A 26,318-nucleotide genomic window follows, 5' to 3' on the forward strand; every position below is an offset into this window, starting at 1 on the left:
GGCTCAGCCGAGGGACGCGGGGGCCGGTGCCGCCTCGGCCGCCGGGACGGCTGTCCGACGGTGCCCGTTGCGTGCCGGTCCCGCCGAGCGCGCGGATTCGACCGCCCAGTACACGGCTTCCGGGGTCGCCGGGGAGGCGAGCTCCACGGAGGTTCCGGGCGGCCCGAAGGCGGCGGCCGCCTGGCGCAGCGCCTCCCGGACCGAGAAGGCCAACATGAGCGGAGGCTCGCCGACGGCCTTCGAACCGTAGACCGCGCCGTCCTCGTGCGCCTTGTCCAACAGGGAGACCCGGAAATCGGGCGGCATCTCGGAGAAGCTCGGCAACTTGTAGGTACTGGCCGACTGCGTGAGGAGCCGTCCGCGGCTCGGGCGGTCGCTCTCGTCCCAGCGGAGGTCCTCCAGCGTGAGCCAGCCGGCGCCCTGGACGAAGCCGCCCTCGATCTGGCCGATATCGATCATCGGGGAGAGCGAGTCGCCCACGTCGTGCACGATGTCCACGCGCCGCAGGCGGTAGGCGCCGGTGAAACCGTCGACCTCGACCTCACTGGCGGCCACGCCGTACGCGAAGTACTTGAAGGGTTCGCCCTGCATCGCCTTGGCGTCCCAGTGCAGGCCCTCGGTCCGGTAGTAGCCGGACGCGGAGAGCTGCACCCGCTGGAAGTACGCGGCGTGCACGACCTCCTCCCAGGTGAGCTTCGGCGCGGACGCACCGAGCCCGCTGATCGCGCCGTCGGAGAAGCGCACATCGGCGGCGTTGGTACCGATGAGCGATGCGGCGACGGCGGCGAGGCGGTCGCGGATCTGCTCGCAGGCGTTCTTGACGGCGCCGCCGTTGAGGTCGGCGCCCGAACTCGCGGCGGTGGCGGAGGTGTTGGGCACCTTGTCGGTCCGCGTCGGCGCGAGCCGCACCCGCGAGAGCGGGACACCCAGGGTGGTTGCGGCGACCTGCAGCATCTTGGTGTGCAGGCCCTGGCCCATCTCGGTGCCGCCGTGGTTGATCAGGACCGAGCCGTCCTTGTAGACCAGCACGAGGGCGCCCGCCTGGTTGAAGGCGGTGAGGTTGAAGGAGATACCGAACTTCACCGGGGTCAGGGCGAGGCCGCGTTTGACGTGCGGGTGCGCGGCGTTGAACGCGGCGATCTCCGCTTCCCGGGCGTCGATCTCACCCGACTCGATGACCTGCTCCCAGGCGGTCCGGACCCGGTCGGCGTGCCGCACCGGCTGCCCGTAGGGCGTGCTCTGGCCGTCGCCGTAGAAGTTGCGGCGCCGTAGTTCCCGTGCCGACAGGCCGAGCCGAGGCGCGCACGTGCCGAGGATGTCCTCGATCACGAGCATGCCCTGCGGACCGCCGAAGCCGCGGAAAGCGGTCTGCGAGGTCTTGTGGCACTTCGCGATCCGGCCGTGCACGGCGATGTTGGGGATCCAGTAGGCGTTGTCGATGTGGCACAGTGCCCGGGCGAGGACGGGTTCGGACAGGTCGAGACTCCAGCCGCCGTCCGCCGTGAGCGTGGCCTCGAGGGCGGTGAGGAGCCCGTCCTCGTCGAAGCCGACGCGCCACGAGGCGTGGAAGCCGTGCCGCTTGCCCGACATCGTCATGTCCTGCGTGCGGTCGAGGCGGAGCCGCACCGGTCGGCCCGTGAGGGTGGCCCCGAGTGCCGCGATCGCCGCGAATCCGTGCGGCTGCATCTCCTTGCCGCCGAAGGCCCCGCCCATCCGCAGGCACTGGACGGTGACGGCGTTGCTGGGCAGGCCCAGCACGTGGGCGACGATGTCCTGCGTCTCCGACGGGTGCTGGGTGCTGGACTGCACGAAGATCTGACCGGCCTCGTCGACCTGGGCGAGTGAGGCGTGGGTCTCCAAGTAGAAGTGCTCCTGGCCGGCGAACTCGAATTCGCCCGCGTAGACGTGCGCGGCGGCGGCGAAGCCGGCGTCGAGGTCGCCGCGGCGCACCGTCGGGCGGGCACCGTGGAAGCTCTCGGCGTCGATGGCGTCCCTCAGCGAGATGAGCGAGGGCAGCGGTTCGAGATCCACCCGCACCGCCGCCGCGCCGAGCCGCGCGGCCTCGAGCGTCTCTCCGAGGACCCAGCAGATCGCGTGTCCGTAGAACATCACCTCGTCCTCGGGGAAGAGGGGCTCATCGTGCTTGACGCCGGCGTCGTTCACCCCGGGGACGTCGGCCGCGGTGAGAACCCGGACGACGCCGGGGATCCGCAGCGCCGCCTCGGTATCGATCGCGAGGATCCGCGCATGGGCGCACGTGGACTGGACGGGGTGGGCGTGGAGCGCGCCGGGCGTGCGGCCCACGAGATCGTCGGTGTAGAGGGCCGCGCCGGTGACGTGCAGCGTCGCGCTCTCGTGCGGAACATCCTGCCCGACGACCGGATTCGCGGGGCGCTCGGACAGGTGGCTCATGACAGCTCCTCTCGGGCCGTGGTCTCGGCGTAGAGCTTCTCGAGCGAGCGGCCCAGCATGGCCGTGCGGTAGCGGCCGGACGCGCGATGATCGTCCATCGGGGTGCCCTCGGCGCGCAGCGCCTCGGCGGCGTCGCGCACGGTGGCCTCGGACCAGGGGCGGCCGACGAGGGCCTGCTCGGTCGTGGTGGCGCGCAGCGGGGTCGCGGCCACGCCGCCCAGGCCGATCGCGGCGCGGGTGATCGTGCCGGCGTCGACGGTCAGGGCGAACGCCACTGCGACGCTGGAGATGTCGTCGAATCGGCGCTTGGCGATCTTGTGGAACGCGGTGAGCGGACTCAGGGGCAGCGGGATCCGGACCGCCTTGATCAGCTCGTCGGTGCGGCGGACCGTCGCGCGGTAGCCGGTGAAGTAGTCCGCGAGCGGGACCGTGCGCTCACCGGCGCGCGAGGCGAGCACGAGACGCGCCTCGAGGGCGAGAAGAGCGGGTGGCGTGTCGCCGATGGGCGAGCCGGTCCCGAGGTTACCGCCGAGCGTCGCGGCGTTGCGGATCAAGCGGGAGGCGAACTGCGGGAAGACCTGGGCCAGCAGGGGGACGCGCCCGTCGAGGCGCCGCTCGATCTCGGACAGCGTGAGGGCCGCACCGATCTCGAGTTCGTCCTGCTCCCAGCGGAGTTCGCGGAGTTCGGGCAGCCGGTCGACGGCGACGACGAGCGGCTCGCGGCGCCCCTTGAGGTTCACGTCGACACCGAAATCCGTGGAGCCGGCCACGAGAACGGGGGCATCGTCACCGGCGAGCAGGTCGAGGACCTCGGCGAGGCCGGACGGCCGGACGAAACGCCCGTTCGGGCCGGTGACCACGGTGGGAGGCGCTGGGGGACAGGGCGTCGCGCGTCGAGCGGCGAGCGGATCGTCGGGCACCGGCGCCGGTGGGAGACCGTAGGCGGCGTCCCGGATCGGGCGATAGCCGGTGCAGCGGCAGAGATTTCCCGACAGTGCGTGCAGGTCGAAGCCGTTGGGGCCGTGCTCCTCGTCGTGGCCGGCGCACGCCGGTCCGGAGGAGGCATCTGCCGGGGTGCGATCCGGGCGGTAGAACTCCGCGGCCATGCTGCAGATGAATCCCGGTGTGCAGTAGCCGCACTGGGATCCGCCGCGAAGCGCCATCGCGGCCTGAACGGGGTGCAGATCGTCGGGTCCGCCGAGCCCCTCGGACGTGACGACGTCCTGGCCGGCGAGCGCCGCCGCCGGCGTCAGGCACGCGTTGATCGCGGTCCACCGGGTGCCGTCGTCCGAGGTGCCGGGATCGCCGGGCCGGGCGACGAGGATCGAACAGGCACCGCACTCGCCCTCGGCGCAGCCCTCCTTGGCTCCGGTGAGGCCCTGATCGCGCAGCCAGTCGAGGGCGCTCGTGTGTGGAGGGCCGGTGAAGGGCCGGGATCGACCGTTCACGGTCACATGACATCCGGTCAGCGTTTCGGTCACCGCTGCATCCCTACTGAACCGCGGCACGCGGTTCTGACAGGCATGGTTTGCGAGGCTGAGCTGGACCGCTGGTTTTCCATGCGAACACGATCCAGTGCATTTCATTGTACGTGACGGGGGTCACATCGGGAAGAGGTTTTCGGAATTCTGCTTCCACATCACGGAGTGAGACGGACGGGTGGTTCCGGCTGACTACTGCGTCGTTGCAGGTCAGCCGCCGATGAAGGCGGTGATCGGGCCTCGGATGAAGTAGAGGATGAACCCGATCGAGACTGCCCACAGTAGCCAGTGCGCCTTCTGTCCGCGACCGCTGAGGACGCTCAGCAGGGCCCAGGTGATGAAGCCCACGCCGATGCCGTTGGCGATCGAGTAGGTCAGCGGCATCGTCACGATCGTGAGGAAGGCGGGCAGGGCAACCGAGAAGTGGGTGAAGTCGATCTCCCGGATCTGCGCCACCATCATCGATCCGACGACCACCAGGGCTGCCGCGCCGACCTCCATCGGGATCACGCCGATCAGCGGCGCGAAGAACATCGAGCCGAGGAACAACACGCCGGTCACGCAGGCGGCGAGGCCGGTCCGCGCGCCTTCGGCGATCCCTGATGCGGAGTCGACGAAGACGGTGTTCGACGAGCCGGAGGTCGCGCCGCCGGCGACGGCGCCCATGCCCTCGATCACGAAGGCGGAGCGGATACGGGGGAAGGTGCCGTCGGCCTGGCCGAGCCCGGCCTGGCGGGCGAGCCCGGTCATGGAGCCCATGGCGTCGAAGAAATTGGTGAAGACCAGCGTGAACACCAGCATCGTTGCGGCCAGCGCACCGACCCGCTCGAAGGCGCCGAACAGGTCGAACTGCCCGATCAGGCCGAAGTCCGGGAGGGCGACGATGTGACTCGGCAGCTCGGGCGAACTGAGGTTCCAGCCCTTCGGGTCGGGATGGTTCGGATCGCCGACGGTGCCCAGCTTGGCGAAGTGCTGGACGGCGATCGCCGCAATCGTCGCCACGATCATGCCGATCAGGATCGCACCGGGGATGCGGCGCGCGACCAGGACTGCGATGAGCAGCAGGGCGAAGATGAAGACGGCGGTGGGCAGAGCGTCGATCGAGCCGTCGTGGCCGAGCTGGACGGGCGGGCCGGCCGGGGTGCGCGTGACGAAACCCGAGTTCACGAAGCCGATGAAGGCGATGAACAGGCCGATGCCGACGGTGATCGCGGTCTTCAGCTCGGCGGGTACCGCGCGGAAGATCGCTGTGCGGATTCCCGTGGCGCCCAACGCCACGATGATCAGGCCGTTGATGATCACCAGGCCCATCGCCTCCGGCCAGGTGACCTCCTTGACCACCGCCACGGCGAGGAAGGAGTTCATGCCGAGCCCGGCCGCGAGCGCGAAGGGGAGTCGCGCGATGAGGCCGAAGAGGATCGTGATGACGCCCGCGGTCAGGCCGGTGACGGCCGTGACCTGGACGAATCCGAGCGTGCCCTGGGCGGCGTCCGACGAACTGCTCAGGATGAGGGGGTTGAGCACGACGATGTAGGCCATCGCCACGAAGGTGACGATGCCGCCCCGGATCTCGCGCGGGATCGTCGAGCCACGGCGGGTGATCTCGAAGAAGCGGTCCAGGAACGGTGTACCGGTCGGGCCGGCGACGGCGTCACCGACCTCTGTCTGCTCATGCTGGCTGGTCATGGTGGTCCTCTCGGTCCGAAACGCCGGGCTCGGGCCCGACGCGGTCCAGATGCTCCGCGGAGGGAGCGGCGGTGGTGATGGGGTGTGATCGATGACGACGCGAGGTGGCGATCGTGCGTGGGGCTACGCAGAATGCGTTCCGCCCTCCGGAAATGTGATTCCGGTCACGTCGAGTGAAGCATGCGCCTTCGGGGCTGTCAAGCGATTCGTCGACGCGCCTCGGGTGACTTCGACGGTGCCCCAAGGGTGCCGGTAGGCCGAGCGGACGTTTCGTCGGTGCCTCGCAGCGCCGCGCAGCGCCCCGCGGTGCCCCTTGGCGCTGCTTCGGACGGCCCGGTGTGGTTCCGTATCGTGGCGGCGGACTTCCAGCATGCTGTGACGGCGCGGATGATCGAGCCGCCGTGCGGCGAAATAAGTACCGTAATACGGAACGAGCAATGGAATCATGCGCGTACCGTCACAGTGGAAGAGCGAAGAGCCGATCTCGGGAGAGGCGAATATGGCGGGCAAGTCCACGTCGGGAGTGCAGTCGGTGGAGCGCGCCTTCGAACTGCTCGAACTCATGGGGCGCGCGGGCGGCGAGTGTTCGCTCAGCGAACTGTCGGCCGGGACACCCCTCCCGCCGCCGACGATCCATCGGTTGCTGCGGACTCTCGTCGGCATCGGTTACGTGCGGCAGCTGCCCAACCGCCGGTACGCCCTCGGGCCGCGGCTGATCCGGCTCGGCGAGGTCGCGAACCGTCAGCTCGGCGCCGTCGCCGTGCCCGTCCTGCAGTCACTGGTCGACGAGCTCGAGGAGACCGCGAGCCTCGCGGTGCTCGACGGCGACATGGTGATCTACACCGGGCAGGTGCCCTCGCAGCACAGCATGCGCACCAACAACGAGGCCGGGCGCCGGGTCAACCTGCACAACAGCGGCGTGGGCAAGGCGGTCCTCGCCGAGCTCGACGACGCCCGCATCGTCAAGCTCGTCGGGCAGGCGGGTATTCCCGCGCCGACCCCCAACAGCGTGAGCACCCTCTCCGGTGTCTTCGCCGAGGTCGAGAAGGTGCGCGCCCGCGGTTACTCCATCGATGACGAGGAGCAGGAGGTGGGCGTGCGCTGCTACGCCATGGCGGTGCCCGGCGCGCCGACCCCGATGGCCGTCGGCATCTCCGGCCCCGTCTCCCGGCTCGGTGAGGATTTCGTCGACCGCGCGATCCCCGCCCTCAAGCGCGCGACCGCCATCATCTCCGACGCCCTCATCGGTGCCCGCGAGATCTGACGATTCGGGGCGCGGTCCGCGGGAGGAACACGTGGCCCCGCACCGGGAGCGGTGGCGTTGCGGTGGGGAGGAGCCGAATCGGGGGCGCCGAAGTACCGGAGGCCGTCGGTGGCCGAGTGCTGCGAGACACCGGCTCCTCGGGGCCGATTAGGCTGGACGGCATGAAGAAGGTGGCGATCCTCGACTACGGCTCGGGCAACATCCGCTCCGCGCACCGCGCGATGGAACGGGCCGGGGCGGATGTCACCGTCACGTCGGACGCGAGGACCGCACTCGCCGCCGACGGTCTCCTCGTCCCCGGCGTCGGCGCCTACGAGGCGTGCATGGCGGGCCTCAAGGCCGTCCAGGGCGACCGCATCATCGGCGAGCGGCTCGCGGGCGGGCGGCCCGTGATGGGCATCTGCGTGGGCATGCAGATCCTGTTCGACCGGGGCATCGAGTTCGGGGTGGAGACCGACGGCTGCGGCGAGTGGCCCGGCACCGTCGAACGGCTGCAGGCCGAGGTCGTTCCGCACATGGGATGGAACACCGTCGAAGCCGCCGAGGGCTCGAAGCTGTTCGCGGGCACCGACGCCGAGACCCGCTTCTACTTCGTGCACTCCTACGCCGCGCAGCGCTGGGAGCTGGACATCGCCGACCACATCCGCGCTCCGAAGGTGACCTGGGCCGATCACGGCGGCCGGTTCGTCGCCGCGGTGGAGAACGGTCCGCTGTGGGCCACACAGTTCCACCCCGAGAAGAGCGGTGACGCCGGAGCCGTCCTGCTCAGGAACTGGGTGGACACGCTGTGACCGGCAAGGGCGGACTCTCCCTCGGACGGCTCGCCCTGTTCTCCCTCGGCGCGGCGGTCGCCGTCCTGGGTGTGGCCGTCCTGCTGCTGACGGTGCTGCGTCCCAATCCTGTTGTCGGGCTGCTGATCGTGGCGGTCGGGCTCGTCGGCGCGGTCGCCGCGATGGGGTTCGTCTCCCGGCGCATGGTCGGGCGCGCCGTCGCCGACTCCGAGAGTGCCGCGAGCGGGTCGAAGGCCGACGATGCCGAGGGGCGGCAGTCCGGGGCGTAGAGCTCACAGAGCGTTCGGGTTCCGGCCTCGACAGACCACCCGAGTCGATCAACTAGGCTTGTTGCGTGAGTCTGGTACTTCTTCCCGCAGTCGATGTCGCCGAGGGCCGGGCCGTGCGCCTGGTGCAGGGGGAGGCCGGCAGCGAGACGGCCTACGGGTCGCCGCGCGACGCCGCCCTCGCCTGGCAGAACGACGGGGCGGAGTGGGTGCACCTCGTCGATCTCGACGCCGCCTTCGGTAAGGGCAGCAACCGCGAGCTCCTGGCGGAGGTCATCGGCGAGCTGGACATCAAGGCCGAGCTGTCCGGCGGCATCCGTGACGACGACTCGCTCGCCGCGGCCCTCGCGACCGGCTGCGCCCGCGTCAACCTCGGTACCGCCGCGATCGAGAACCCGCAGTGGTGCGCGAGCGCCATCGCCCGGTACGGCGACAAGATCGCCGTCGGTCTCGACGTCAAGCAGCTCGACGGGCAGTGGCGGCTGCGCGGCCGCGGCTGGGTCACCGACGGCGGTGACCTGTGGGAGGTCCTGGAGCGGCTGAACAACGACGGCTGCAGCCGGTACGTGGTCACCGACGTCTCCAAGGACGGCACCCTGACCGGCCCCAACCTCGACCTGCTCGCCGCCGTCGCGGCCGCGACCGATTCGCCCGTCGTCGCCTCCGGCGGCATCTCCGCGCTCGAGGACCTCACGGCGATCGCGACCCTCGTCGACCAGGGCGTCGACTCGGCGATCATCGGCAAGGCGCTCTACGCCGGGCGGTTCACCCTCCCCGAGGCGCTCGACGCGGTGTCGCGCTAGTGGCCGCGCTACCCGACGGCTTCACCGCCGACCCCGACCGGCTCCTCGCTCTCGCCGGCGAGGCGCTCGACGCCGCCGCACCCCGGTTCGTCGAGGGCGTGGGCGCGCCCGCCTCCGTCGCGAAGGGACCCGCGGACTTCGCCACCGACCTCGACCTGGAGCTGGAGCGGCGCATCGCCGCGGCGGTCGCCGACGCCACGGGCGTCCCGGTGCACGGCGAGGAGTACGGCGGACCCGCCGTCGACGACGGCACCGTCTGGGTCCTCGACCCGATCGACGGCACCTTCAACTACTCCGCCGGCTACCCGGCGACCGGCACGCTCCTCGGCCTGCTGCACGACGGGCGGCCCGTCGCGGGCCTCGCCTGGTTCCCGCTCGTCGGCGATGCCTTCGCCGGCCACGTCGGCGGCCCGGTCCGCAATCGCGGCGAGGTCCTGCCGGCGCTGGGCGAGGCCGGGCTCGACGACGCCATGATCGCCGTCGGCAGTTTCAGCCGCGGCAGCAACGGGCACTTCCCCGGGGACTACCGCTACGCCATCCTCGGCGAGATCTCCCGGCGCGTGGCGCGGGTGCGGCAGTTCGGCTCGACCGGCGTGGACCTCGCCTACACCGCGTCCGGGGCGCTCGGCGGCGCTGTGGTCTTCGGCCACCACCCGTGGGACAACGCGGCCGGAGTGGCCCTCGTGCTCGCCGCCGGCGGCCGCGCCACCGACCTGGCGGGGCAGGACTGGCACGTCGGTTCCGATTCCGTCCTCGCCGGGGCGCCCGGCGTGTACGACGACCTGCTGGCGATCGTGCGGTCCGTGGGCGCACCGTCGGACTACCGCGGCGACCCGGGACACCCCGGAACGCTGGGCTACTAAAGACTTTCGAAGGAGGCGGAACCGATGACGGTGGCCGTGCGTGTGATCCCGTGCCTGGACGTCGACGACGGGCGCGTCGTCAAGGGCGTCAACTTCCAGAACCTGCGCGATGCCGGCGACCCCGTCGAGCTGGCCGCCGCGTACGACGCGCAGGGTGCCGACGAGCTGACCTTCCTCGACGTCACCGCGTCGAGCTCCGGGCGCGGCACCATGCTCGAGGTGGTCCGCCGCACCGCCGAACAGGTCTTCATCCCGCTCACCGTCGGCGGCGGCGTCCGCTCCGTCGAGGACGTCGACACGCTGCTCCGTGCCGGCGCCGACAAGGTCTCCGTGAACACCGCCGCGATCGTGCGCCCCGAGCTGCTGCGCGAGCTGTCCAACCGGTTCGGCAGCCAGTGCATCGTCCTGTCCGTCGACGCCCGCACCGTGCCGGACGGGGACGAGGCGACACCGTCGGGCTGGGAGGTCACGACACACGGCGGGCGCAAGGGCACCGGCATCGACGCGATCGAGTGGGCACGCCGCGGCGAGGAGCTGGGTGTGGGGGAGATCCTCCTCAACTCCATGGACGCCGACGGCACCAAGGCCGGCTTCGACCTGCGCATGATCACCGCCGCGCGCGCGGCGGTCCACATTCCGGTCATCGCCTCGGGCGGGGCGGGTGCGGTCGAGCACTTCGCGCCGGCCGTCGAGGCGGGGGCCGATGCGGTGCTCGCCGCCAGCGTCTTCCACTTCGGGGACATGACGATCGGCCAGGTCAAGGACGAGATGGCCACGCACGGGCTGGTGGTGCGGCGATGAGCGGGCCCGAGGCTCCCCTCGAGTCGGGGCTCGATCCGGGAATCGCCGCCCGGCTCAAGCGCAACGCCGACGGCCTCGTCGCCGCGATCGCCCAGGAGGAGGGCACCGGCGACGTCCTGATGATGGCGTGGATGAACGACGAGGCCCTCGCGCTGACGCTGGCCACCCGCCGGGGCACCTACTACTCCCGGTCGCGGCAGCAGCTGTGGGTGAAAGGCGAGACGTCCGGCCACGTGCAGGAGGTGCGGGACGTGCGGCTCGACTGCGACGGGGACACCGTGCTCCTGACGGTGCGCCAGACCGGTCCCGCCTGCCACACCGGCACGCACACCTGCTTCGACGGTGACCTGCTGCTCGCCCGCGAGCGGTGACCTGCTGCTCGCCCCGGACTGACGGCTAGCCGCTGAGCGTGCGGAGGAAGGCGAGCGTCTCCTCGACGTGCGCGACGGCGCGCAGCTCGCCGACCACGACGTGCAGCACGGTCCCGTCGGTGTCGACGAGGAAGGTCCGGCGCCGCACCGGCGCCACGGCGAATCTGCCTCGCTTGACGTCGTACTGCTCGGCGACGGCACCGTCGGCGTCGGTGAGCAGGGGGAATCCCGGCTCCATGACGTCGGCGAAGGCCTGCGTGCGCACCAGCGGGTCCATGCTGATCCCGATCCGGGCCGTGTCGAGCCGGTCGAACTCGTCGCCCGCATCGCGGAACCGGCCGACCTCGGCGACGCACACGGGCAGTCCCGCCGTGAGGTAGAAGAAGACCGCGGCCCGGCCGTCGCCGCGGAGCTCGGAAAGAGTGCGGACGGTGCCCGTGCGGTCGGGGAGGGCGAACTCGGGGGCCTGCCGACCGATGCGCATGTCCGTGAACCTACCGGCAGGGCGATAATGGACGGCGATGACTACCGCACAGCACACGAACCTGCAGCCCGACGGTGCGACCACCAGCCGAGGCGAGTTCCTCGCGCTCGCGGAACTCCACCGTGTGGTCCCCGTGATCCGAACGGTGCTCGCCGACGCCGAGACCCCGCTCTCTGCGTACCGCAAGCTCGCCGGCGGACGTCCGGGCACCTTCCTGTTGGAGTCCGCGGCCGCGGGCCAGTCCTGGAGCAGGTGGTCCTTCGTCGGTGCTCCCGCGCCGTCCGCGCTCACCGTCGTCGACGGCGTCGCCGCCTGGATCGGGAAGGCGCCCGCGGGCGCACCGTCGGGCGGTGACCCGCTGGAGGCCCTCGGCGAGGTGCTGCGGCTGCTGAGCTCGGAGCCGATCGACGGGCTGCCGCCGCTCAACGGCGGCATGGTCGGCTACCTGGCCTACGACGCGGTGCGCCGCTTGGAGCGGCTGCCCGACACCACGGTCGACGACCTGCAGCTGCCGGAGATGGTCTGGCTGCTGGCGACCGACCTCGCCGCGATCGACCATCACGAGGGCACGATCACCCTCATCGCCAACGCGGTGAACTGGGACGGCTCCGCCGACCGGGTGGACGAGGCCTACGCCGACGCCGTCCGCCGGCTCGACGCCATGGAGGCCGCCCTCGCGGCGCCGCTCGCGTCGTCGGTCGCGTCCTTCACCCGGCCCGAGCCGGACGTCACGGCGCAGCGGACCGTCGAGGAGTACAGCGCGATCGTCGAGAAGCTGGTGGGCGACATCGAGGCGGGCGAGGCCTTCCAGGTGGTGCCCTCGCAGCGCTTCTCGGTGCCCTCGGACGCCGACCCGATCGACGTCTACCGCGTCCTGCGCGCGTCGAACCCCAGTCCCTACATGTACCTCGTGCAGGTCCCCGCGCCGGACGGCTCCCTCGCCTTCTCCATCGTCGGTTCGAGCCCGGAGGCCCTGGTCACCGTCACCGACGGGACCGCGACGACGCACCCGATCGCGGGAACCCGCTGGCGGGGCGCCACCGCGGAGGACGACCTGCTGCTGGAGAAGGACCTGCGCGCGGACGAGAAGGAGAACAGCGAGCACCTCATGCTCGTCGACCTCGGCCGCAACGATCTGGGACGGGTCTGCTCGCCCGGCACCGTCCGGGTGACCGACTACCGCCGGATCGAGCGGTACAGCCACGTCATGCACCTGGTCTCCACGGTGTCGGGTGACCTGGCGCCGGGCCGGCAGGCGCTCGACGCGGTCGCGGCGTGCTTCCCGGCGGGCACGCTCACAGGCGCGCCCAAGGTGCGCGCGATGGAGCTGATCGACGAGGCCGAACTCACGCGCCGCGGGTTGTACGGCGGCATCGTCGGGTACCTGGACTTCTCCGGCGACGCCGATACCGCGATCGCGATCCGTACCGCCGTGCTCAAGGACGGCGTCGCGTACGTCCAGGCCGGCGGCGGCGTCGTGGCCGACTCCGTGGGCGAGTACGAGTACAACGAGTCCCGCAACAAGGCGCTCGCCGCGCTCAAGGCGGTGGCCGCCGCCAACACCATGCGGGCCGCGAGCGAGGGGACACCGTGAACGCCAAGCGGAACCTCGGGCTGGTCGCGATCCTGCTGGCGGGCGCGGCGGGCGCGGTCTGGGGTTCGAGCCGGATGTCGTGGATGGGCGTGACCATCGCCGACGGGCTCTCGCCGGAGCGCTCGATGGACGTCGCCGGGCACGTCTGGGCGCCCGCGCTCACGGCGCTGTGGCTGGTCTTCCTCGCGGCGATCGCCGCGGGGCTGGCGCTCAAGAACTGGGCCCGGGGTCTGGTCGCGGTGATCGTCGCCGTCGCGGCGATCGGTGCGGCCTTCCCCGCCGTGACGGTGCTCACGCGGGAGCCGGACGTCGGCTACCTCGAGAAGGTCCTGCGCGACGCCCCGTCGAACGGCGACGCGGGAACCGTGGTCATGGGCAACAAGGACTACATCTCCCAGGTCGATCCGACCGCCGCGGGCCCGTCCGTGGCCATCCTGGGCGGCGTGCTGGCCGCGGCGGCCGCGGCCCTGCTCATGCGCGGTCTGCGCGGCGGCGGTATGGGCTCGAAGTACGTCTCGCCGGCCGCGCGGCGCGCCGAGCTCGAGCAGAAGGTCTTCGACGGTGCCGGGGCGGAGCCCGCGTCGGAGCGCGACCTGTGGGACGCACTGGACGGCGGCGACGACCCGACCCGAACGGCCGGTGTCCGCTCCGCGGCCGAGGAGGGGGGCGGACCCGAGCGTCCCCGGCGCGAGGGCTAATGTTGGAGCACGCCGCACGATCCACGAAAGGCCCGCAGCCGTGACTTCTCCCACTGCTCTCGACTCGATCATCGAGGGTGTGCGCGCGGACCTGGCAGCCCGTGAGGCCCGCCTCGACCTCGCCGCGGTGAAGGCCGCCGCCAAGAGCGCGCCGCCCGCGATCGATGCCACCGCCGCTCTCCGCGCGCCCGGTATCGCCGTCATCGCCGAGGTCAAGCGCGCCAGCCCGTCGAAGGGCGACCTGGCCGGTATCGCCGACCCCGCGCACCTCGCCGCCGAGTACGAGGCCGGGGGAGCCCGCGCGATCAGCGTCCTCACGGAGGAGCGTCGCTTCAAGGGCTCGCTGGCGGATCTCGACGCGGTCCGCGAACGGGTGCGGATCCCCGTGCTCCGCAAGGACTTCGTCGTCTCGCCGTACCAGGTGCACGAGGCCCGCGCGCACGGTGCCGACATCGTCCTGCTCATCGTCGCGGCGCTGGAGCAGCCGGTCCTGGTCTCGCTGCTGGACCGCATCGAGTCGCTGGGCATGACCGCGCTCGTGGAGGTGCACACCGAGGAGGAGGCGGATCGCGCGCTGGAGGCGGGTGCCACCGTCATCGGCGTCAACGCCCGCAACCTCAAGACCCTCGAGGTGGATCGCGATTCCTTCGCCCGGATCGCCCCCGGGTTGCCCTCCTCGGTGATCAAGATCGCCGAGTCGGGCGTGCGGGACAGCCACGATCTGCTGACCTACGCCGGCCAGGGTGCCGACGGGGTGCTCGTGGGCGAGGGACTGGTCACGGCCGGCGATCCGCGGACGGCTGTCGCCGACCTCGTGACCGCCGGCTCGCACCCCAGCTGCCCGCGCCCCGCGCGCTAGACCTTCGGGCCGCGCCGCTCCAGTTCGCGCTGCGCGAGCTGGATGGCACCACGGACCGGGTCCACGGTGAGGACCCGCAGGTCGGAGATCCCGCGCATACCCAGGTGATGCCGGACCCGGCGCTGCAGGGCGGGTTGATGTACTGCGAGGCCGCCCGCGAGCACCACCGGGCCCGTGGAGCCGATCCGCTCCGCCACCGAGACCGCGATGTCCGTCAGGGCGATCGCCGCCTGGTCGACGATGTCGGTGCTCACCGGATCGCCCGACTGGGCGAGCTCGAAGACCACCCGGGCGCGGCCGGCCCAGTACCGCCGCTCCTGCTGCGCGTAGAAGTGGTCCAGCAGCTCGTCGGTGTCCTGCAGGCCGCAGTCGGCGGCGAGCTGCTGTCCCAGGTGATCGGCCGGCTCCTCGCGATCGAGGCGGATGAGGGTGCGGCGCACCGCTTCCTTGGCGACCCAGTAGCCGCTGCCCTCGTCCCCGAGCAGGTAACCCCAGCCGCCGGCGCGGGCGTGCTTGTCGCCGGAGCGGCCCCAGGCGACGGCGCCGGTGCCGGAGATGACCGCCACGCCGTCCCGGACGCCGGCGGCGGCGAGGATCAGCTGGCTGTCGTGCACCACGCGGACCCGGGCACCCGGGATCCGCTCGGCCAACAGGGCGGTCAGTGTGGCCGCGCCCGCCGGGGTCTCGACACCAGCGGCGCCGGCGCACACCGCGCCCACGCCGTCGACGCCGAGCCGGGCGAGGGCGATGTCGAGCTGACGTCCGGCCTCCTCGCGGCCCACGGAGGAGATGTTGGCGCTGCCCGCGAGCGCCTCGGCGACGACGACGCCGTTCTCGGCGCGGATCGCCTGCGTCTTCGAGCCTCCGATGTCGAGGCCGATCACCGCGCCGCTCATCGGGCGACCGCCGCGGTGTTCTCGCCCTCGACGGGCCAGTTGCCGTTGTTCTGCCAGTAGTGCTGGATGTCCTCGAGCTTGCGGCCCTTTGTCTCCGGGGCGAACTTGAGCACGAAGAGGAAGGCGACGACGGAGAGGACGCCGAAGACCGCGAAGGTGCCGGTGCCGCCCAGGAGCCGGCTGTTGAGCATCGTGAGGGTGACCTGTGCGACGATGGCGTTCGCGACGAGGTCCGAGGTGAGCATGGCAGAGGAGCCGTAGGCGCGGAGCCGGGCCGGGAAGGCTTCACCGGCGTAGACCCAGACGAGCGAGCCGAAGCCGAAGGAGAAGCCGATGACCACGAGGACGAGACCCGCGAAGCCGACGACGCCCGCCGTCTCGTGGCTCTTGAAGTCACCGTCGGCCATCTGGTACGCGAGGATCATCACGGCGAAGGCCAGGACCATGGTGCCGATGCCGCCGAGCAGGATGGGACGGCGGCCGAACTTGTCGACGGTGAAGATCGAGACGACCACGGCGAGCAGGCCGAAGAGCTGCACGAAGGCGGGCAGCATGTACTTGCCGAAGTTCCCGTCGTAGCCCATCGAGGCGAAGATGTCCGGGCTGTAGTAGATGATCGCGTTGATGCCGGTGATCTGGATGAAGAAGCCGAGGACGACCACGAAGAAGGTGGCGCGCAGGTAGGGCTTGCGGAAGAGCTGGCTGAGCTTGCCGCCCGACTCGTCGGACAGCTGCGCACGCATCTCGTCGAGCTCGGCCTCGATCTCGGCCGGGGTCGCATCCGGTTCGACGGACCGCAGCGCCGAGCGGGCCTCGGTCTCGCGGCCGCGGGTCATGTACCAGCGGGCGGTATCGGGCAGCCGGACCAGGAGCAGGGTGACGATGATCGCGGGGACGGCGGCGACGCCGAGCATCCACTTCCACGACGTGGTGCCGAGGCCGGCGAGCAGGTAGCCCAGGATGTACCCGAGGATGATGCCGACGATCGTCGCGAACTGGTAGGCGACGAGCATGGCGCCGCGCCGCTTGGCCGGCGCCGATTCGGCGACGAAGACGGGGACCACCACCACGGAGACGCCCACCGTGAGGCCGAGCAGGAACCGCGCCACGAGCAGGAGCGGGACCACCGGCGCGAGCGCGCCGAACAGTGCGAACAGGGTGTACCCCGCACCCACCGAGATCATCGCCTTCCGGCGGCCGATCTTGTTGGCGAACCAGCCGCCGACGATCGCGCCGAGGATCTCGCCCACGACGACGACCGTGGCGAGCGCCTGGGTCATCCCGTCGCCGAGGCCGAAGTCGGCCCGGATGAAGTCCTTCGCCGCGGCGATGTTCGACGTGTCGTATCCGTAGATCACGCCGAGGCTCGCCGCCGCGATGCCGACGAGGACCGCGCTGGATTTCGCAGCCTGCGTACCGCTCATTTCTTTCTCCTTGAGGTCGGCTTCAATTGGTGTAGACCACTTGAAGTACGACTAGAGTGGCATAGACCACTTTCGGCGTCAAGGGGTAATGTGGAACACATGACGATCACACCCACGTCGCACAGCGAGCCGCCGCGCTACTTCCGCGCCAAGCTCGAACTGCAGCGCCGGATCGGCGACCTCGGGCACGGGGACACGCTGCCCGCTGAACGCCGGCTGGCCGAGCAGCTCGGCGTCTCGCGCACCACGCTGCGGAAGGCGCTCGCGGAGCTCTCCGCGGAGGGCGTGCTGCGGCGCGAACACGGCAGCGGAACCTACGTCGCCCCGCCCAAGGTGGTGCGGGTCCGGCAGCTGACGTCGCTGAGCGAGGACTTCGGGGTCGACGGGAAGTCGGTGCGATCCCGCCTCCTGTCGTGCGATCACGTGACCGCGGACGCGGAGACGCAGGCGGCGCTCGAGCTGACGCGGGGGGCGCGGGTCTACCGCGTGAGCCGGCTGCGCATCGTCGACGAGGAGCCCCTCGCGATCGAGACGGCGCATCTGCGCGGGCCGCTGCGTGGCCTCGGCCCGCGACTGGAGGAGCAGGCGTCCCTGTACCGGGTGCTGCGCGAGCACTACGGACGGTCGATCACCGCCGTGGAGGACACCGTCGAGACGGCACTCGCGGCGCCGTCGGAGGCGGAGCTGCTCGGGGTCACGGCGGGGCATCCGCTGCTCATGGTGCACCGCCTCGGCCGCGACGCCGACGGTGTGGCCCTGGAGTGGACCCGCAGCGTCTACCGGGGCGACCGGTTCAAGTTCGTCGCCCGCGCGACGACGTCCGACTGAGCGCGGTGCGGCGCCACGATTCCGGGGCGCCGCACCGTCGGGTCACTTGCCGGTGATCGGCAGCCCGGGCGGGTTGAGTTCCGAGGCGGGAACGGCCTCCGCCTCGAGTCCCCAGCGCTGCAGCACCTTCGCGTAGTCGCCGCTGCGGATCGTCGACTCGAGCGCCGCCTGCACGGCGTGGATGATGCCGCTGTCCTTCCGGGTGGTGGCGCCGATCAGGCCCTGCAGCGTGGCGCCCGCACCGGACACCCGGCCGACGATCTTGGTGGCGTTCGGCGTGCCCTTGGTCTGCGCGACGTGGAAGGCGGAGATCGGGTTCGGGCCGAAGTAGGCGTCGATCTGGCCGGAGGCCAGGGCGGCGTAGACCCCGGTGTTGTCCTGATAGTTCTTGATGGTGATCCCCGGCTTCCCGGCGGCGCGCAGGTCCGCGTCGTAGCGCTGCAGGATCCGCTCCTGATTGGTGCCCGAGCCGACGGCCACCGTCTTCCCCGAGAACGAGTCGCCGCCCGCGAAGGTGAAGGGGGACGATTCCTGGACCTCCACCGCCAGGTCGTCCTTGCGGTAGGTGGCGAAGTCGTACTTCTGCTTGCGGGCCTCCGTGACCGTGATGTTGGAGACGCCGAGATCGAACTGGCCGCTGTCGATCCCCAGGAACAGCCCCTCCCACGACGTGTTGGACTCCTCGAGTTTCAGCCCGAGCGCGCCCGCGATGAGGTGGGCGATGTCCGACTCGTCGCCGATGAACACCCGCTCGTCGTCCGTGGCGGGGAAGTAGAACGGTGCGTTGCCGGCCCCCGAGCCGTGGGCGACGCGCAGGGTGCCGCGGTCGCGGACCGCCGCGGGGAGCAGGGCCGCCGCGGCCTCGTTCTTCGCCGGAACGATGCGGTCCTGCTTGCTGGTCAGGTTGAGGTGCTGACCCGCCGCGCCGGTGACGCTCGCGGTGGTCGATTCGGTGGTCTGCCCGCCGCAACCCGCCAGCACGGCGCCCGCGAGGGCCACCGCCGCGGCGAGGGCGGGCAGGCGATGTCGGGCGGTGGTCCGGATGGTCATGCGGTCTCCTTGGCGGTCCAATGGGCGAGGAAGGTGCGGGTGCGGTCGGTGGCGGGACGGTCGAGCACGGCGGACGGCGATCCGACGGCGACGATGCGGCCCCGGTCGAGGAAGACGATGCGGTCGGAGATCCGACGGGCGAAGGCCAGCTCGTGGGTCACCACCACGAGGGTCCGGCCCTCGGCGGCCAGCTCGGCGATCACCGCGTTCACCTCCCCGACCAGCTCGGGGTCGAGTGCGGACGTCGGCTCGTCGAACAGGATCAGCTCGGGGTCGAGCGCGAGGGTGCGCGCGATCGCGACGCGCTGCTGCTGGCCGCCGGAGAGCCGACCGGGGTAATGACCGGCGTGCGCGCCGAGGCCGACGCGGTCCAGCAGTGCGCGGGCCCGCTCGTCGGCCTCGGACCGGTTGCGGCCGAGCGTCAGGCGCTGGGGCCGGGCGACGTTCTCCGCGGCCGTGAGGTGCGGGAAGAGGTTGAACTGCTGGAAGACGAAACCGATCCGGGCGCGCTGCCGTCGTAGCTCGCGTTCGCGCAGCGCGACGAGGTGGTCGCCGCGGCGCCGGACCCCGATGAGGTCACCGTCGACCCGGACGACCCCGGAGCTGGGCTCCTCGAGGTGGTTGAGCAGGCGCAGCAGCGTGGACTTCCCGGACCCGGACGGCCCGATGATCGAGACCACCTCGCCCGGGGCGACGGTGAGGTCCACGCCGCGCAGGACCTCGTCGTGGCCGAAGCGCTTGGTCAGGCCCACGGCTTCGAGGCGCGGGCGCGGTGCGGTGACGGTCATGCTGTCGTCTCCTTCGTCGTGGACGTGGCGCCGTAGCCGCGCGCCAGGCGCTTCTCGAGGTAGTGCTGGCCGACGGACAGGACGGTGGTGAGCAGCGCGTACCAGGCGACCGCCACGAGCAGCAGCGGGATGATCCGGCCGTTGCGGCCGTAGATGACCTGGACCTGGTAGAACAGGTCCGGGAGCGCCAGGATGAAGACCGCGGTCGTGCCCTTGAGCAGGCCGATCACCTCGTTCGCCGCGGGCGGCACGATGGTGCGCAGTGCCTGCGGCAGGGTGATCCGCAGCAGGTGCGCGGCCGGCGGGATGCCCAGGGCGCGGGCGGCGTCGTGCTGGCCCGGCGCGACACCGAGGATCCCGGCCCGGACGATCTCGGAACCGTACGCGGCCTGGTGCAGCACGATGCCGATCACCGCGGCGGTGTACGGGGACAGCAGGTCCTTGGTGGGCGAGTCGACGAACGTGGGGCCGAACGGGATGCCGAGGCCGATCGTCGGGTAGAGCGCGCCGAGGTAGCCCCAGAAGAGGATCTGCACGATGAGCGGGACGGACCGGAAGAGCCAGACGAAGCCGAAGGCGAACGCCGCCAGCACGCGGTTGCCGGACAGGCGGGCCAGGGCGAGCACCCCGCCGAGAAGGAAGCCGGCGACCGCGCCGATCGCGGTGAGCTGCACCGTGAACCACAGCGCCTCGAGGATCGTGGGGCTGAACAGGTAGGCGCCGAAGGTCGGCCAGTCGAAGCGCGGATTGGTCACCGCCGAGACGATCAGCTGGGCGAAGAGGACGACCGCGACCGCCACGGCGAGCCAGCGGGCCCACTGGACGCGGTGGCGCACGGGCAGGTCGGCGAGTTCCGCCAGTTCGGGATCGGCGGTCGCGGGTTGCGGCCCGGTGAGCGCGAGGGTCATGAGGCTCCGGAGAGGTCGGTGGTGGGCGGAAGGACGAGGAGCAGGGGAATCGCGGCGCGCAGTTCGAAGCCGAGCCCCTCGTACACCGCGCGGGCCGGCGCGTTCTCGGCGGAGGTGTGGAGGAAGGGGGTCTCGCCGCGGGCGCGGATGTGATGGCCGACGGCGCGGACCAGGCGGGTCGCGAGGCCGCGGCCGCGGTGCGCGGGATCGGTGCAGACCGCGCTGATCTCCGTCCAGCCCGGTGGGCGCAGTCGCTCGCCGGCCAGCGCGATGAGTCGCCCGGAGCGGTCCCGCAGGCCCAGGTACAACCCCAGTTCGACGGTGCGCCGTTCGAACGGGCCCGGGCGGGTGCGCGCGACCAGGTCCAGGATCTCGTCCGCGTTCCGCGGCCCGAGCACCTCGGCCTCGTCGTCCGGTGCGGTGGCGAGCGCCGCACCGTCGTACTGGACCAACGGGACCTCGTCGACGATCCGCCACCCGGCGGGGAGTGGGCCCCGGTAGCCCCGGAGGGAGAGCGGCGTTCCGGGGGCGGCGAGCCGGGCCAGTGCGGCGAAGTCCTGCGCCGTCGGCTGTTGCGGGTGTCCGACGAACCGCGCGACGTCCGGGCGGTAGCGAACGACGGCGCCGTCCCCGATCCGGAACCGGGCGTGCGCGCCGTACAGGGACGTCCGGACGGGATCGTCGAGGACGTCTCCGATAGTGGTGGTCATGTCCGGAAAGACTCGTCGCGGAGCGGGTTTCGCGGAACCTTTGGCGTCGCCGTGATTTCACTTTGACGGGGTGGGGATAATCGTCGTGTGAACCTCCCAGTAGCGAGCAGCGGACTGTCCGAACGATCGGCCTACGAGCCGGATGGGACGGGCCATTGGGGCGCGTGGGGTGGGCGTCACGTGCCCGAGGCCCTCATGGCCGTGATCGAGGAGGTCACCGCCGAGTTCGAGAAGGTCCGCTCCGACCGGACCTTCCTGGAGGAGCTGGACCGCCTGCAGCGGCAGTACACCGGCCGCCCGTCGCCGCTGTACCCGTGCGTGCGCCTGAACGAGCACGCCGGCGGGGCGAAGATCTACCTCAAGCGCGAGGACCTCAACCACACCGGCAGCCACAAGATCAACAACGTCCTGGGCCAGGTGCTGCTCGCCAAGCGGATGGGCAAGCCGCGGGTCATCGCCGAGACCGGCGCCGGTCAGCACGGCGTGGCCACCGCCACCGCGTGCGCGCTGCTCGGCATCGAGTGCGTGGTCTACATGGGCAAGGTCGACACCGACCGCCAGGCGCTCAACGTCGCGCGGATGCGCCTGCTCGGCGCCGAGGTGATCGCCGTCGCCTCGGGCTCGGCGTCGCTCAAGGACGCGATCAACGAGGCGCTGCGCGACTGGGTCAGCAACGCCGACACCACGTACTACTGCTTCGGCACCGCCGCGGGCCCGCACCCGTTCCCCCTCATGGTGCGCGACCTGCAGCGCATCGTCGGCATGGAGGCGCGCGCGCAGATCCTCGAGGCGGAGGGCCGCCTGCCCGACGCCGTGGTCGCGTGCGTGGGCGGAGGCTCCAACGCGATCGGCATCTTCCATCCGTTCATCGGCGACGAGGGGGTGCGCCTGGTCGGCTGCGAGGCCGCGGGCGACGGCGTCGAGACCGGTCGCCACGCCGCGACGTTCACCGGCGGGACCCCGGGCGCCTTCCAGGGCGCGTACTCGTACCTCCTGCAGGACGAGGACGGCCAGACCATCGAATCGCACTCCATCTCCGCCGGACTGGACTATCCGGGCGTCGGCCCGGAGCACGCCCGGCTCAAGGAGGCGGGCCGCGCCGAGTACGTCCCGGTCACCGACGCGCAGGCGATGGACGCCTTCGCGCTGCTGTGCCGCGCCGAGGGCATCATCCCGGCGATCGAATCCGCCCACGCCGTGGCCGGGGCGCTCGAGCTGGGGCGCGAACTGGGACCCGGCGCCGTGATCGTGGTGAACCTGTCCGGGCGGGGGGACAAGGACGTGGACACCGCCGGCAAGTGGTTCGGGCTGCTCGACGAGCAGGGAGATGTCGTGGGACAGAAGGTGATCGGCGCGGAGCTGAACACGGAACGGCGGAACACCGAGCTGCGGGACGAGGCTTCGCGCAGCGCAGAGGTCGAGGGGGAGAACAAGTGAGCGCTCTGGCACCGGTCTTCGAGCAGTGCCGGGCGGAGAACCGCGCCGCGCTGGTGACCTACCTGCCCTGCGGGTACCCGTCCAAGCAGGGCGGCATCGACACCGTCGTCGCGATGGTCGAGTCCGGCGCCGACATCGTCGAGCTCGGGGTCGCGTACAGCGATCCGGTGATGGACGGCCCCGTCATCCAGCGCGCCGCCGACGACGCCCTGCGCGGCGGCATCCGCGTACGCGACATCTTCTCCTACGCCGAGGCGGTGGCCGCCGCCGGCGGCGCGCCCGTCGTGATGGCGTACTGGAATCCCGTGTTGAAGTACGGCGTCGAGGCCTTCGCCCGGGACCTCGCCGCCGCGGGCGGCAAGGGTCTGGTCACGCCGAACCTCATTCCCGAGGAGGCGGACGAGTGGATCGAGGCCGCCGATCGGCATGGCCTGGACAAGATCTTCCTCGCGGCGCCGTCCTCGACGCCGGAGCGGCTCGCGATGACGGCGAAGGCCTCGTCGGGGTTCCTCTACGCGGCGTCGACGATGGGCGTCACGGGCGCCCGGGACGCGGTCGACAACGTCGCGCCCGAGCTGGTCGCGCGCATCCGCGAGGTCTCGGACATCCCGGTAGGCGTGGGGCTCGGTGTGCGCACCGGGGCTCAGGCCGCGGAGATCGCGGCGTACGCGGACGCGGTGATCGTGGGGTCCGCCCTGGTCAGCGCCGCGGGTGAGTCCCTCGACGCGGTGCGATCCCTGACGGCGGACCTCGCGTCGGGCGTTCGCGCGGGTCGCTGAGCAGCCCTGGTGAGAACGAGCGCGCTGTGACGGAAGACTGGCTCCAGCGGGCATGGGGGAGCTACTCGGACGGATACAACGCGCTCCCGAGATTGGCCGTGCGTGCGTTCCGCGCCCTCGCCGACGGTGACGAGTGGCGCACGGCGGGTACGGCCCAGTACACCCTGTTCGCCGAGTTGGCGCAGCGGGAACCGCGGTTCTCCCGGTGGGGCATGCGGCTGATCGGCGCGACCATGCTCACCGTCGGCGTGATCAATCTGTGCGCGCAGGCGCTGCCGCTCGGCCCGCACGGTGTGCTGCCGCGCGGGCTGAACCTGGCGGTCTCGGCCGCGTTGGTGGTCGGCGGCCTCATCTGGCGGTTCCTGCCGTTCCCTTCGCGGGAGCGGGCGCTGGGGCTCGTAGCGCTGCTGGACCTGCTCCTGCTCCTCGACATCGGGACCCTCGCGACGATCGAGGGCAGATTCATGTACGTGTGCCTGCTGACCGTGGTCGGCATCCCCGTGGGCTTCATCATGGGGTGGCGGATCGCGCTGCTGCACGGCTGCTTCGGGCTGGCCGTCATCGCTGGGCTCGCGGGCTGGGCGTGGTGGTTCGAGGGCTGGGACGCAGCGGAACTGACCCCGTACGTCGCGATGGCCGTCATGATGGTCTTCGCGTTCCCCGCCGCGCTCCAGTTCGTGATCGAGTGGTCGCGGTCGGAAGCCGTCGTCCTCACCGACGAGTCCGTCCGGGACGCCCTGACCGGGATGCTCAACCGGCGCGGCTGGGATGCGCAGGCGCCCGAATTCGCCGGCCTGTGCACCTGTGGGGTGGTCGCGGTCGCCGTCGTCGATCTGGACCGGTTCAAGGACATCAACGACGGGCGCGGCCATTCCGTCGGCGACGGGGTGCTCGGGGATGCCGCCGCACGGCTGGCCGCGGTGCCCGGCGTCGAGCTGGTGGCGCGCCAGGGCGGCGACGAGTTCATCCTGATCGCCGCGCTCGACTCGGAGCGGGCCGCGACACGGCTGGCCGCCGAGTGCGTGGCCTCGCTGCGCTGCGCAGGATCCGCCGCCGACGGCGTGGTGAGCGGCGTGACGGCGAGCGTGGGGATCGCCTGGCGCCCCGCGGCGGCGGGCGACCGGCGCATCAAGCACCTGTTGGTGGCTGCCGACGAGGCGATGTACGCGGCCAAGCGCGCCGGTGGTGACGCATATCTCGTCGCCGATGTGCCGGCCTGACCCGGGCGTTCGCGGGGCATGGGATGCTCTCGTGCGCCTGTAGACTGGCTCCTCGTGATCACCGCGACCGACCTTGAAGTGCGCGCCGGCGTCCGCACCCTGCTGACCGCTCCGGGCGACCAGTTGCGCGTGCAGGCGGGCGACCGGATCGGACTCGTCGGCCGCAACGGCGCCGGCAAGACCACCACGATGCGCATCCTCGCCGGCGAGGGCGAACCCTACGCGGGGCGGATCATCTCCAGCGGCGACGTGGGTTACCTGCCGCAGGATCCCCGCGAGGGCGATCTCGACGTGCTCGCCAAGGATCGGGTGCTCTCGGCCCGCGGCCTCGACCAGATCGTGGCGCAGATGGCCAAGCAGCAGGTCCGCATGGCCGAGCTCGTCGGTGCCGAGCTGGACACCGCGGTGCGCAAGTACGGCAACCTCGAGGAGCGCTTCGCCTCGCTCGGCGGCTACGCGGCCGAGTCGGAGGCGGCGCGGATCTGCAACAGCCTGGCCCTGCCGGAGCGGGTACTGGAGCAGCCGCTGCGGACGCTCTCGGGCGGCCAGCGCCGCCGCGTGGAGCTCGCCCGGATCCTGTTCGCCGCCTCCGACGGCTCCGGCGGCAAATCGGATACCACGCTGCTGCTCGACGAGCCCACCAACCACCTCGACGCCGACTCGATCGGCTGGCTGCGCACCTTCCTGCAGAACCACGACGGCGGCCTCATCGTGATCAGCCACGACGTGGACCTGCTCAACGATGTCGTGAACCGCGTGTGGTTCCTCGACGCCGTGCGCGGGGAGGCCGACGTTTACAACATGGGCTGGAAGAAGTACATCGACGCCCGCGCCACCGACGAGCAGCGCCGCCGCCGCGAGCGTGCCAACGCCGAGAAGAAGGCCGGCGCCCTGCGCGTGCAGGCCGCGAAGATGGGCGCCAAGGCGACCAAGGCCGTGGCTGCGCAGAACATGCTGCGCCGCGCCGAGCGGATGATGGCGGAGCTCGACGACGTGCGCGTCGAGGACAAGACGGCGCGGATCAAGTTCCCCGCGCCCGCGCCGTGCAGCAAGACGCCGCTCATGGTCAAGAACCTGACCAAGACCTACGGCAGCCTCGAGATCTTCACCGGCGTGGACTTCGCCATCGACAAGGGTTCCCGCGTCGTGGTGCTCGGCCTCAACGGTGCGGGTAAGACCACGCTGCTCAAGCTGCTCGCCGGCGTCGAGAAGCCCGATACCGGCGGTCTCGAGCCCGGGCGGGGCCTGAAGATCGGCTACTTCGCGCAGGAGCACGACACCCTCGACGACGAGGCCTCGGTGTGGGACAACATCCGCCACGCCTCACCCGATGCGGGGGAGCAGGAGCTCCGGGGGCTGCTGGGCGCGTTCATGTTCACGGGCCCGCAGCTCGAGCAGCCCGCCGGCACCCTGTCCGGCGGCGAGAAGACCCGCCTCGCGCTGGCCGGGCTCGTCTCCTCCGCCGCGAACGTGCTGCTGCTCGACGAGCCGACCAACAACCTGGACCCGGTCAGCCGCGAGCAGGTGCTCGAAGCGCTGCGCTCCTACGAGGGTGCGGTCGTCCTCGTCACGCACGATCCGGGTGCCGCCGAGGCGCTGAATCCCGAGCGCGTGATCCTGCTGCCCGACGGCACCGAGGACCACTGGAACGCCGAGTACCAGGAGCTCATCGAGCTCGCGTAATCCGGTAGGCGGCCCCGCCTAGTCTGAACCGCGCGAAACCTCTGGGTCGCGTTCGAGGCGTGTGTTGAGCATAGGCTTTGAATAGCCAGAAGCGAACGTAGCGGCGTTCCCCCGTGATCGACATAGAAGGCGATACGCTTCGTTCCACGCATCGCCTCACTCCCCGGACCCGAACATCCAAGGCTGTGTCGCGGGATGCCTACCGGCGACGGAGGGAAGGTC

The 26,318-nt window shown here is 71.3% G+C and carries 25 protein-coding genes; 15 read left to right on the top strand and 10 right to left on the bottom strand.

What is annotated here, in order from left to right; genetic code table 11:
* Positions 1–3: 3 nt before the first annotated feature.
* The 3 genes from xdhB to AC21LY_RS06705 form a co-directional block, all read right to left on the bottom strand.
* Positions 4–2,412 carry a xanthine dehydrogenase molybdopterin binding subunit gene (gene xdhB / locus AC21LY_RS06695; protein WP_489045571.1) on the bottom strand — a complete coding sequence of 803 codons (2,409 nt, stop codon included), beginning with the start codon at positions 2,410–2,412 and terminating at the stop codon, positions 4–6.
* Positions 2,409–3,860, bottom strand: a complete 1,452-nt coding sequence (locus AC21LY_RS06700; RefSeq protein ID WP_489045572.1) for a xanthine dehydrogenase small subunit — start codon at positions 3,858–3,860, stop codon at positions 2,409–2,411. The genes xdhB and AC21LY_RS06700 overlap by 4 nt, the downstream gene beginning before the upstream one ends.
* A gap of 243 nt (positions 3,861–4,103) precedes the next feature.
* Positions 4,104–5,579 (bottom strand): NCS2 family permease, encoded by a 1,476-nt coding sequence (locus AC21LY_RS06705; RefSeq protein WP_489045573.1) that lies wholly within the window; start codon positions 5,577–5,579, stop codon positions 4,104–4,106.
* Positions 5,580–6,078: 499 nt separating this feature from the next.
* Here AC21LY_RS06705 and AC21LY_RS06710 point away from each other — a divergent pair, with 499 nt between their 5' ends.
* The 7 genes from AC21LY_RS06710 (at position 6,079) to hisI (ending at position 10,738) form a co-directional block, all read left to right on the top strand.
* Entirely contained in the window at positions 6,079–6,843 is a 765-nt protein-coding gene (locus AC21LY_RS06710; protein WP_489045977.1) for an IclR family transcriptional regulator, read from the top strand.
* A 161-nt stretch (positions 6,844–7,004) separates the two neighbouring features.
* Positions 7,005–7,634, top strand: coding sequence for an imidazole glycerol phosphate synthase subunit HisH (hisH, locus tag AC21LY_RS06715; protein ID WP_489045574.1), 630 nt, complete (start codon positions 7,005–7,007; stop codon positions 7,632–7,634).
* A complete protein-coding gene (locus AC21LY_RS06720) occupies positions 7,631–7,903 on the top strand; it encodes a hypothetical protein (RefSeq protein WP_489045575.1) in 273 nt (90 codons plus the stop codon). The genes hisH and AC21LY_RS06720 overlap by 4 nt, the downstream gene beginning before the upstream one ends.
* Positions 7,904–7,968: 65 nt before the next feature.
* Complete coding sequence (gene priA / locus AC21LY_RS06725) at positions 7,969–8,703, top strand: bifunctional 1-(5-phosphoribosyl)-5-((5-phosphoribosylamino)methylideneamino)imidazole-4-carboxamide isomerase/phosphoribosylanthranilate isomerase PriA (protein WP_489045576.1); 735 nt, start codon at positions 7,969–7,971, stop codon at positions 8,701–8,703.
* Entirely contained in the window at positions 8,703–9,566 is an 864-nt protein-coding gene (locus AC21LY_RS06730) for an inositol monophosphatase family protein (RefSeq protein WP_489045577.1), read from the top strand. The genes priA and AC21LY_RS06730 overlap by 1 nt, the downstream gene beginning before the upstream one ends.
* Positions 9,567–9,590: 24 nt before the next feature.
* Positions 9,591–10,367, top strand: a complete 777-nt coding sequence (gene hisF, locus AC21LY_RS06735) for an imidazole glycerol phosphate synthase subunit HisF (RefSeq protein WP_489045578.1) — start codon at positions 9,591–9,593, stop codon at positions 10,365–10,367.
* The gene (hisI, locus tag AC21LY_RS06740) at positions 10,364–10,738 is read left to right on the top strand and encodes a phosphoribosyl-AMP cyclohydrolase (RefSeq protein WP_489045579.1); all 375 of its coding nucleotides are present in this window, start codon (positions 10,364–10,366) and stop codon (positions 10,736–10,738) included. The genes hisF and hisI overlap by 4 nt, the downstream gene beginning before the upstream one ends.
* Positions 10,739–10,763: 25 nt before the next feature.
* On the opposite strand, the gene AC21LY_RS06745 is transcribed toward hisI, so the two are convergent.
* Positions 10,764–11,222 (bottom strand): peroxiredoxin, encoded by a 459-nt coding sequence (locus AC21LY_RS06745; RefSeq protein ID WP_489045580.1) that lies wholly within the window; start codon positions 11,220–11,222, stop codon positions 10,764–10,766.
* Positions 11,223–11,259: 37 nt separating this feature from the next.
* Here AC21LY_RS06745 and AC21LY_RS06750 point away from each other — a divergent pair, with 37 nt between their 5' ends.
* From AC21LY_RS06750 to trpC, 3 genes are read left to right on the top strand one after another with little or no spacing between them, the layout of a single operon-like run.
* The gene (locus AC21LY_RS06750) at positions 11,260–12,816 is read left to right on the top strand and encodes an anthranilate synthase component I (RefSeq protein WP_489045581.1); all 1,557 of its coding nucleotides are present in this window, start codon (positions 11,260–11,262) and stop codon (positions 12,814–12,816) included.
* A complete protein-coding gene (locus tag AC21LY_RS06755) occupies positions 12,813–13,514 on the top strand; it encodes a TIGR02234 family membrane protein (protein WP_489045582.1) in 702 nt (233 codons plus the stop codon). Before AC21LY_RS06750 ends, AC21LY_RS06755 begins: the two co-directional genes overlap by 4 nt.
* A gap of 40 nt (positions 13,515–13,554) precedes the next feature.
* On the top strand, positions 13,555–14,373 hold the full coding sequence (gene trpC, locus AC21LY_RS06760; protein WP_489045583.1) for an indole-3-glycerol phosphate synthase TrpC: 819 nt from the start codon (positions 13,555–13,557) through the stop codon (positions 14,371–14,373).
* Here the strand turns inward: trpC and AC21LY_RS06765 are convergent.
* Together AC21LY_RS06765 and AC21LY_RS06770 are read right to left on the bottom strand one after the other, a co-directional pair.
* A complete protein-coding gene (locus AC21LY_RS06765) occupies positions 14,370–15,269 on the bottom strand; it encodes an N-acetylglucosamine kinase (protein WP_489045584.1) in 900 nt (299 codons plus the stop codon). The genes trpC and AC21LY_RS06765 overlap by 4 nt on opposite strands.
* Positions 15,266–16,693 carry a sugar porter family MFS transporter gene (locus AC21LY_RS06770; protein ID WP_489045585.1) on the bottom strand — a complete coding sequence of 476 codons (1,428 nt, stop codon included), beginning with the start codon at positions 16,691–16,693 and terminating at the stop codon, positions 15,266–15,268. The genes AC21LY_RS06765 and AC21LY_RS06770 overlap by 4 nt, the downstream gene beginning before the upstream one ends.
* Before the next feature lie 99 nt (positions 16,694–16,792).
* Between AC21LY_RS06770 and AC21LY_RS06775 the strand changes: the two genes are divergently transcribed.
* Complete coding sequence (locus tag AC21LY_RS06775; protein ID WP_489045586.1) at positions 16,793–17,521, top strand: GntR family transcriptional regulator; 729 nt, start codon at positions 16,793–16,795, stop codon at positions 17,519–17,521.
* 42 nt (positions 17,522–17,563) lie between these two features.
* On the opposite strand, the gene AC21LY_RS06780 is transcribed toward AC21LY_RS06775, so the two are convergent.
* Genes AC21LY_RS06780 through AC21LY_RS06795 form a run of 4 tightly spaced genes read right to left on the bottom strand, consistent with a single transcriptional unit; the run spans position 17,564 to position 20,977 of the window.
* On the bottom strand, positions 17,564–18,571 hold the full coding sequence (locus AC21LY_RS06780; RefSeq protein WP_489045587.1) for an ABC transporter substrate-binding protein: 1,008 nt from the start codon (positions 18,569–18,571) through the stop codon (positions 17,564–17,566).
* Positions 18,568–19,359, bottom strand: coding sequence for an amino acid ABC transporter ATP-binding protein (locus AC21LY_RS06785; RefSeq protein WP_489045588.1), 792 nt, complete (start codon positions 19,357–19,359; stop codon positions 18,568–18,570). The genes AC21LY_RS06780 and AC21LY_RS06785 overlap by 4 nt, the downstream gene beginning before the upstream one ends.
* Positions 19,356–20,267 (bottom strand): amino acid ABC transporter permease, encoded by a 912-nt coding sequence (locus AC21LY_RS06790; protein ID WP_489045590.1) that lies wholly within the window; start codon positions 20,265–20,267, stop codon positions 19,356–19,358. The genes AC21LY_RS06785 and AC21LY_RS06790 overlap by 4 nt, the downstream gene beginning before the upstream one ends.
* Positions 20,264–20,977, bottom strand: a complete 714-nt coding sequence (locus tag AC21LY_RS06795; protein WP_489045591.1) for a GNAT family N-acetyltransferase — start codon at positions 20,975–20,977, stop codon at positions 20,264–20,266. The genes AC21LY_RS06790 and AC21LY_RS06795 overlap by 4 nt, the downstream gene beginning before the upstream one ends.
* Before the next feature lie 87 nt (positions 20,978–21,064).
* On the opposite strand from AC21LY_RS06795, the gene trpB reads away from it, so the two are divergent.
* From trpB to AC21LY_RS06815, 4 genes are read left to right on the top strand one after another with little or no spacing between them, the layout of a single operon-like run.
* A complete protein-coding gene (gene trpB / locus AC21LY_RS06800; RefSeq protein WP_489045593.1) occupies positions 21,065–22,414 on the top strand; it encodes a tryptophan synthase subunit beta in 1,350 nt (449 codons plus the stop codon).
* Entirely contained in the window at positions 22,411–23,193 is a 783-nt protein-coding gene (gene trpA / locus AC21LY_RS06805; RefSeq protein ID WP_489045595.1) for a tryptophan synthase subunit alpha, read from the top strand. The genes trpB and trpA overlap by 4 nt, the downstream gene beginning before the upstream one ends.
* Before the next feature lie 26 nt (positions 23,194–23,219).
* Positions 23,220–24,413, top strand: coding sequence for a GGDEF domain-containing protein (locus AC21LY_RS06810; RefSeq protein ID WP_489045597.1), 1,194 nt, complete (start codon positions 23,220–23,222; stop codon positions 24,411–24,413).
* Positions 24,414–24,467: 54 nt separating this feature from the next.
* Positions 24,468–26,096 carry an ABC-F family ATP-binding cassette domain-containing protein gene (locus AC21LY_RS06815; protein ID WP_489045599.1) on the top strand — a complete coding sequence of 543 codons (1,629 nt, stop codon included), beginning with the start codon at positions 24,468–24,470 and terminating at the stop codon, positions 26,094–26,096.
* Positions 26,097–26,318 lie beyond the last annotated feature (222 nt).

This window comes from Tsukamurella sp. II2bb (genome assembly GCF_057815145.1).

Excerpts from the sequence above, each read along its gene's own strand:
- AC21LY_RS06710 (WP_489045977.1), top strand. The coding sequence starts at position 6,079 with ATGGCGGGCAAGTCCACGTCGGGAGTGCAGTCGGTGGAGCGCGCCTTC.
- AC21LY_RS06745 (WP_489045580.1), bottom strand. The coding sequence starts at position 11,222 with ATGCGCATCGGTCGGCAGGCCCCCGAGTTCGCCCTCCCCGACCGCACG.
- AC21LY_RS06785 (WP_489045588.1), bottom strand. The coding sequence starts at position 19,359 with ATGACCGTCACCGCACCGCGCCCGCGCCTCGAAGCCGTGGGCCTGACC.
- xdhB (WP_489045571.1), bottom strand. The coding sequence starts at position 2,412 with ATGAGCCACCTGTCCGAGCGCCCCGCGAATCCGGTCGTCGGGCAGGAT.
- AC21LY_RS06750 (WP_489045581.1), top strand. The coding sequence starts at position 11,260 with ATGACTACCGCACAGCACACGAACCTGCAGCCCGACGGTGCGACCACC.
- hisI (WP_489045579.1), top strand. The coding sequence starts at position 10,364 with ATGAGCGGGCCCGAGGCTCCCCTCGAGTCGGGGCTCGATCCGGGAATC.
- AC21LY_RS06790 (WP_489045590.1), bottom strand. The coding sequence starts at position 20,267 with ATGACCCTCGCGCTCACCGGGCCGCAACCCGCGACCGCCGATCCCGAA.
- AC21LY_RS06770 (WP_489045585.1), bottom strand. The coding sequence starts at position 16,693 with ATGAGCGGTACGCAGGCTGCGAAATCCAGCGCGGTCCTCGTCGGCATC.
- AC21LY_RS06765 (WP_489045584.1), bottom strand. The coding sequence starts at position 15,269 with ATGAGCGGCGCGGTGATCGGCCTCGACATCGGAGGCTCGAAGACGCAG.
- AC21LY_RS06775 (WP_489045586.1), top strand. The coding sequence starts at position 16,793 with ATGACGATCACACCCACGTCGCACAGCGAGCCGCCGCGCTACTTCCGC.
- AC21LY_RS06795 (WP_489045591.1), bottom strand. The coding sequence starts at position 20,977 with ATGACCACCACTATCGGAGACGTCCTCGACGATCCCGTCCGGACGTCC.
- hisH (WP_489045574.1), top strand. The coding sequence starts at position 7,005 with ATGAAGAAGGTGGCGATCCTCGACTACGGCTCGGGCAACATCCGCTCC.
- hisF (WP_489045578.1), top strand. The coding sequence starts at position 9,591 with ATGACGGTGGCCGTGCGTGTGATCCCGTGCCTGGACGTCGACGACGGG.
- AC21LY_RS06780 (WP_489045587.1), bottom strand. The coding sequence starts at position 18,571 with ATGACCATCCGGACCACCGCCCGACATCGCCTGCCCGCCCTCGCCGCG.
- AC21LY_RS06705 (WP_489045573.1), bottom strand. The coding sequence starts at position 5,579 with ATGACCAGCCAGCATGAGCAGACAGAGGTCGGTGACGCCGTCGCCGGC.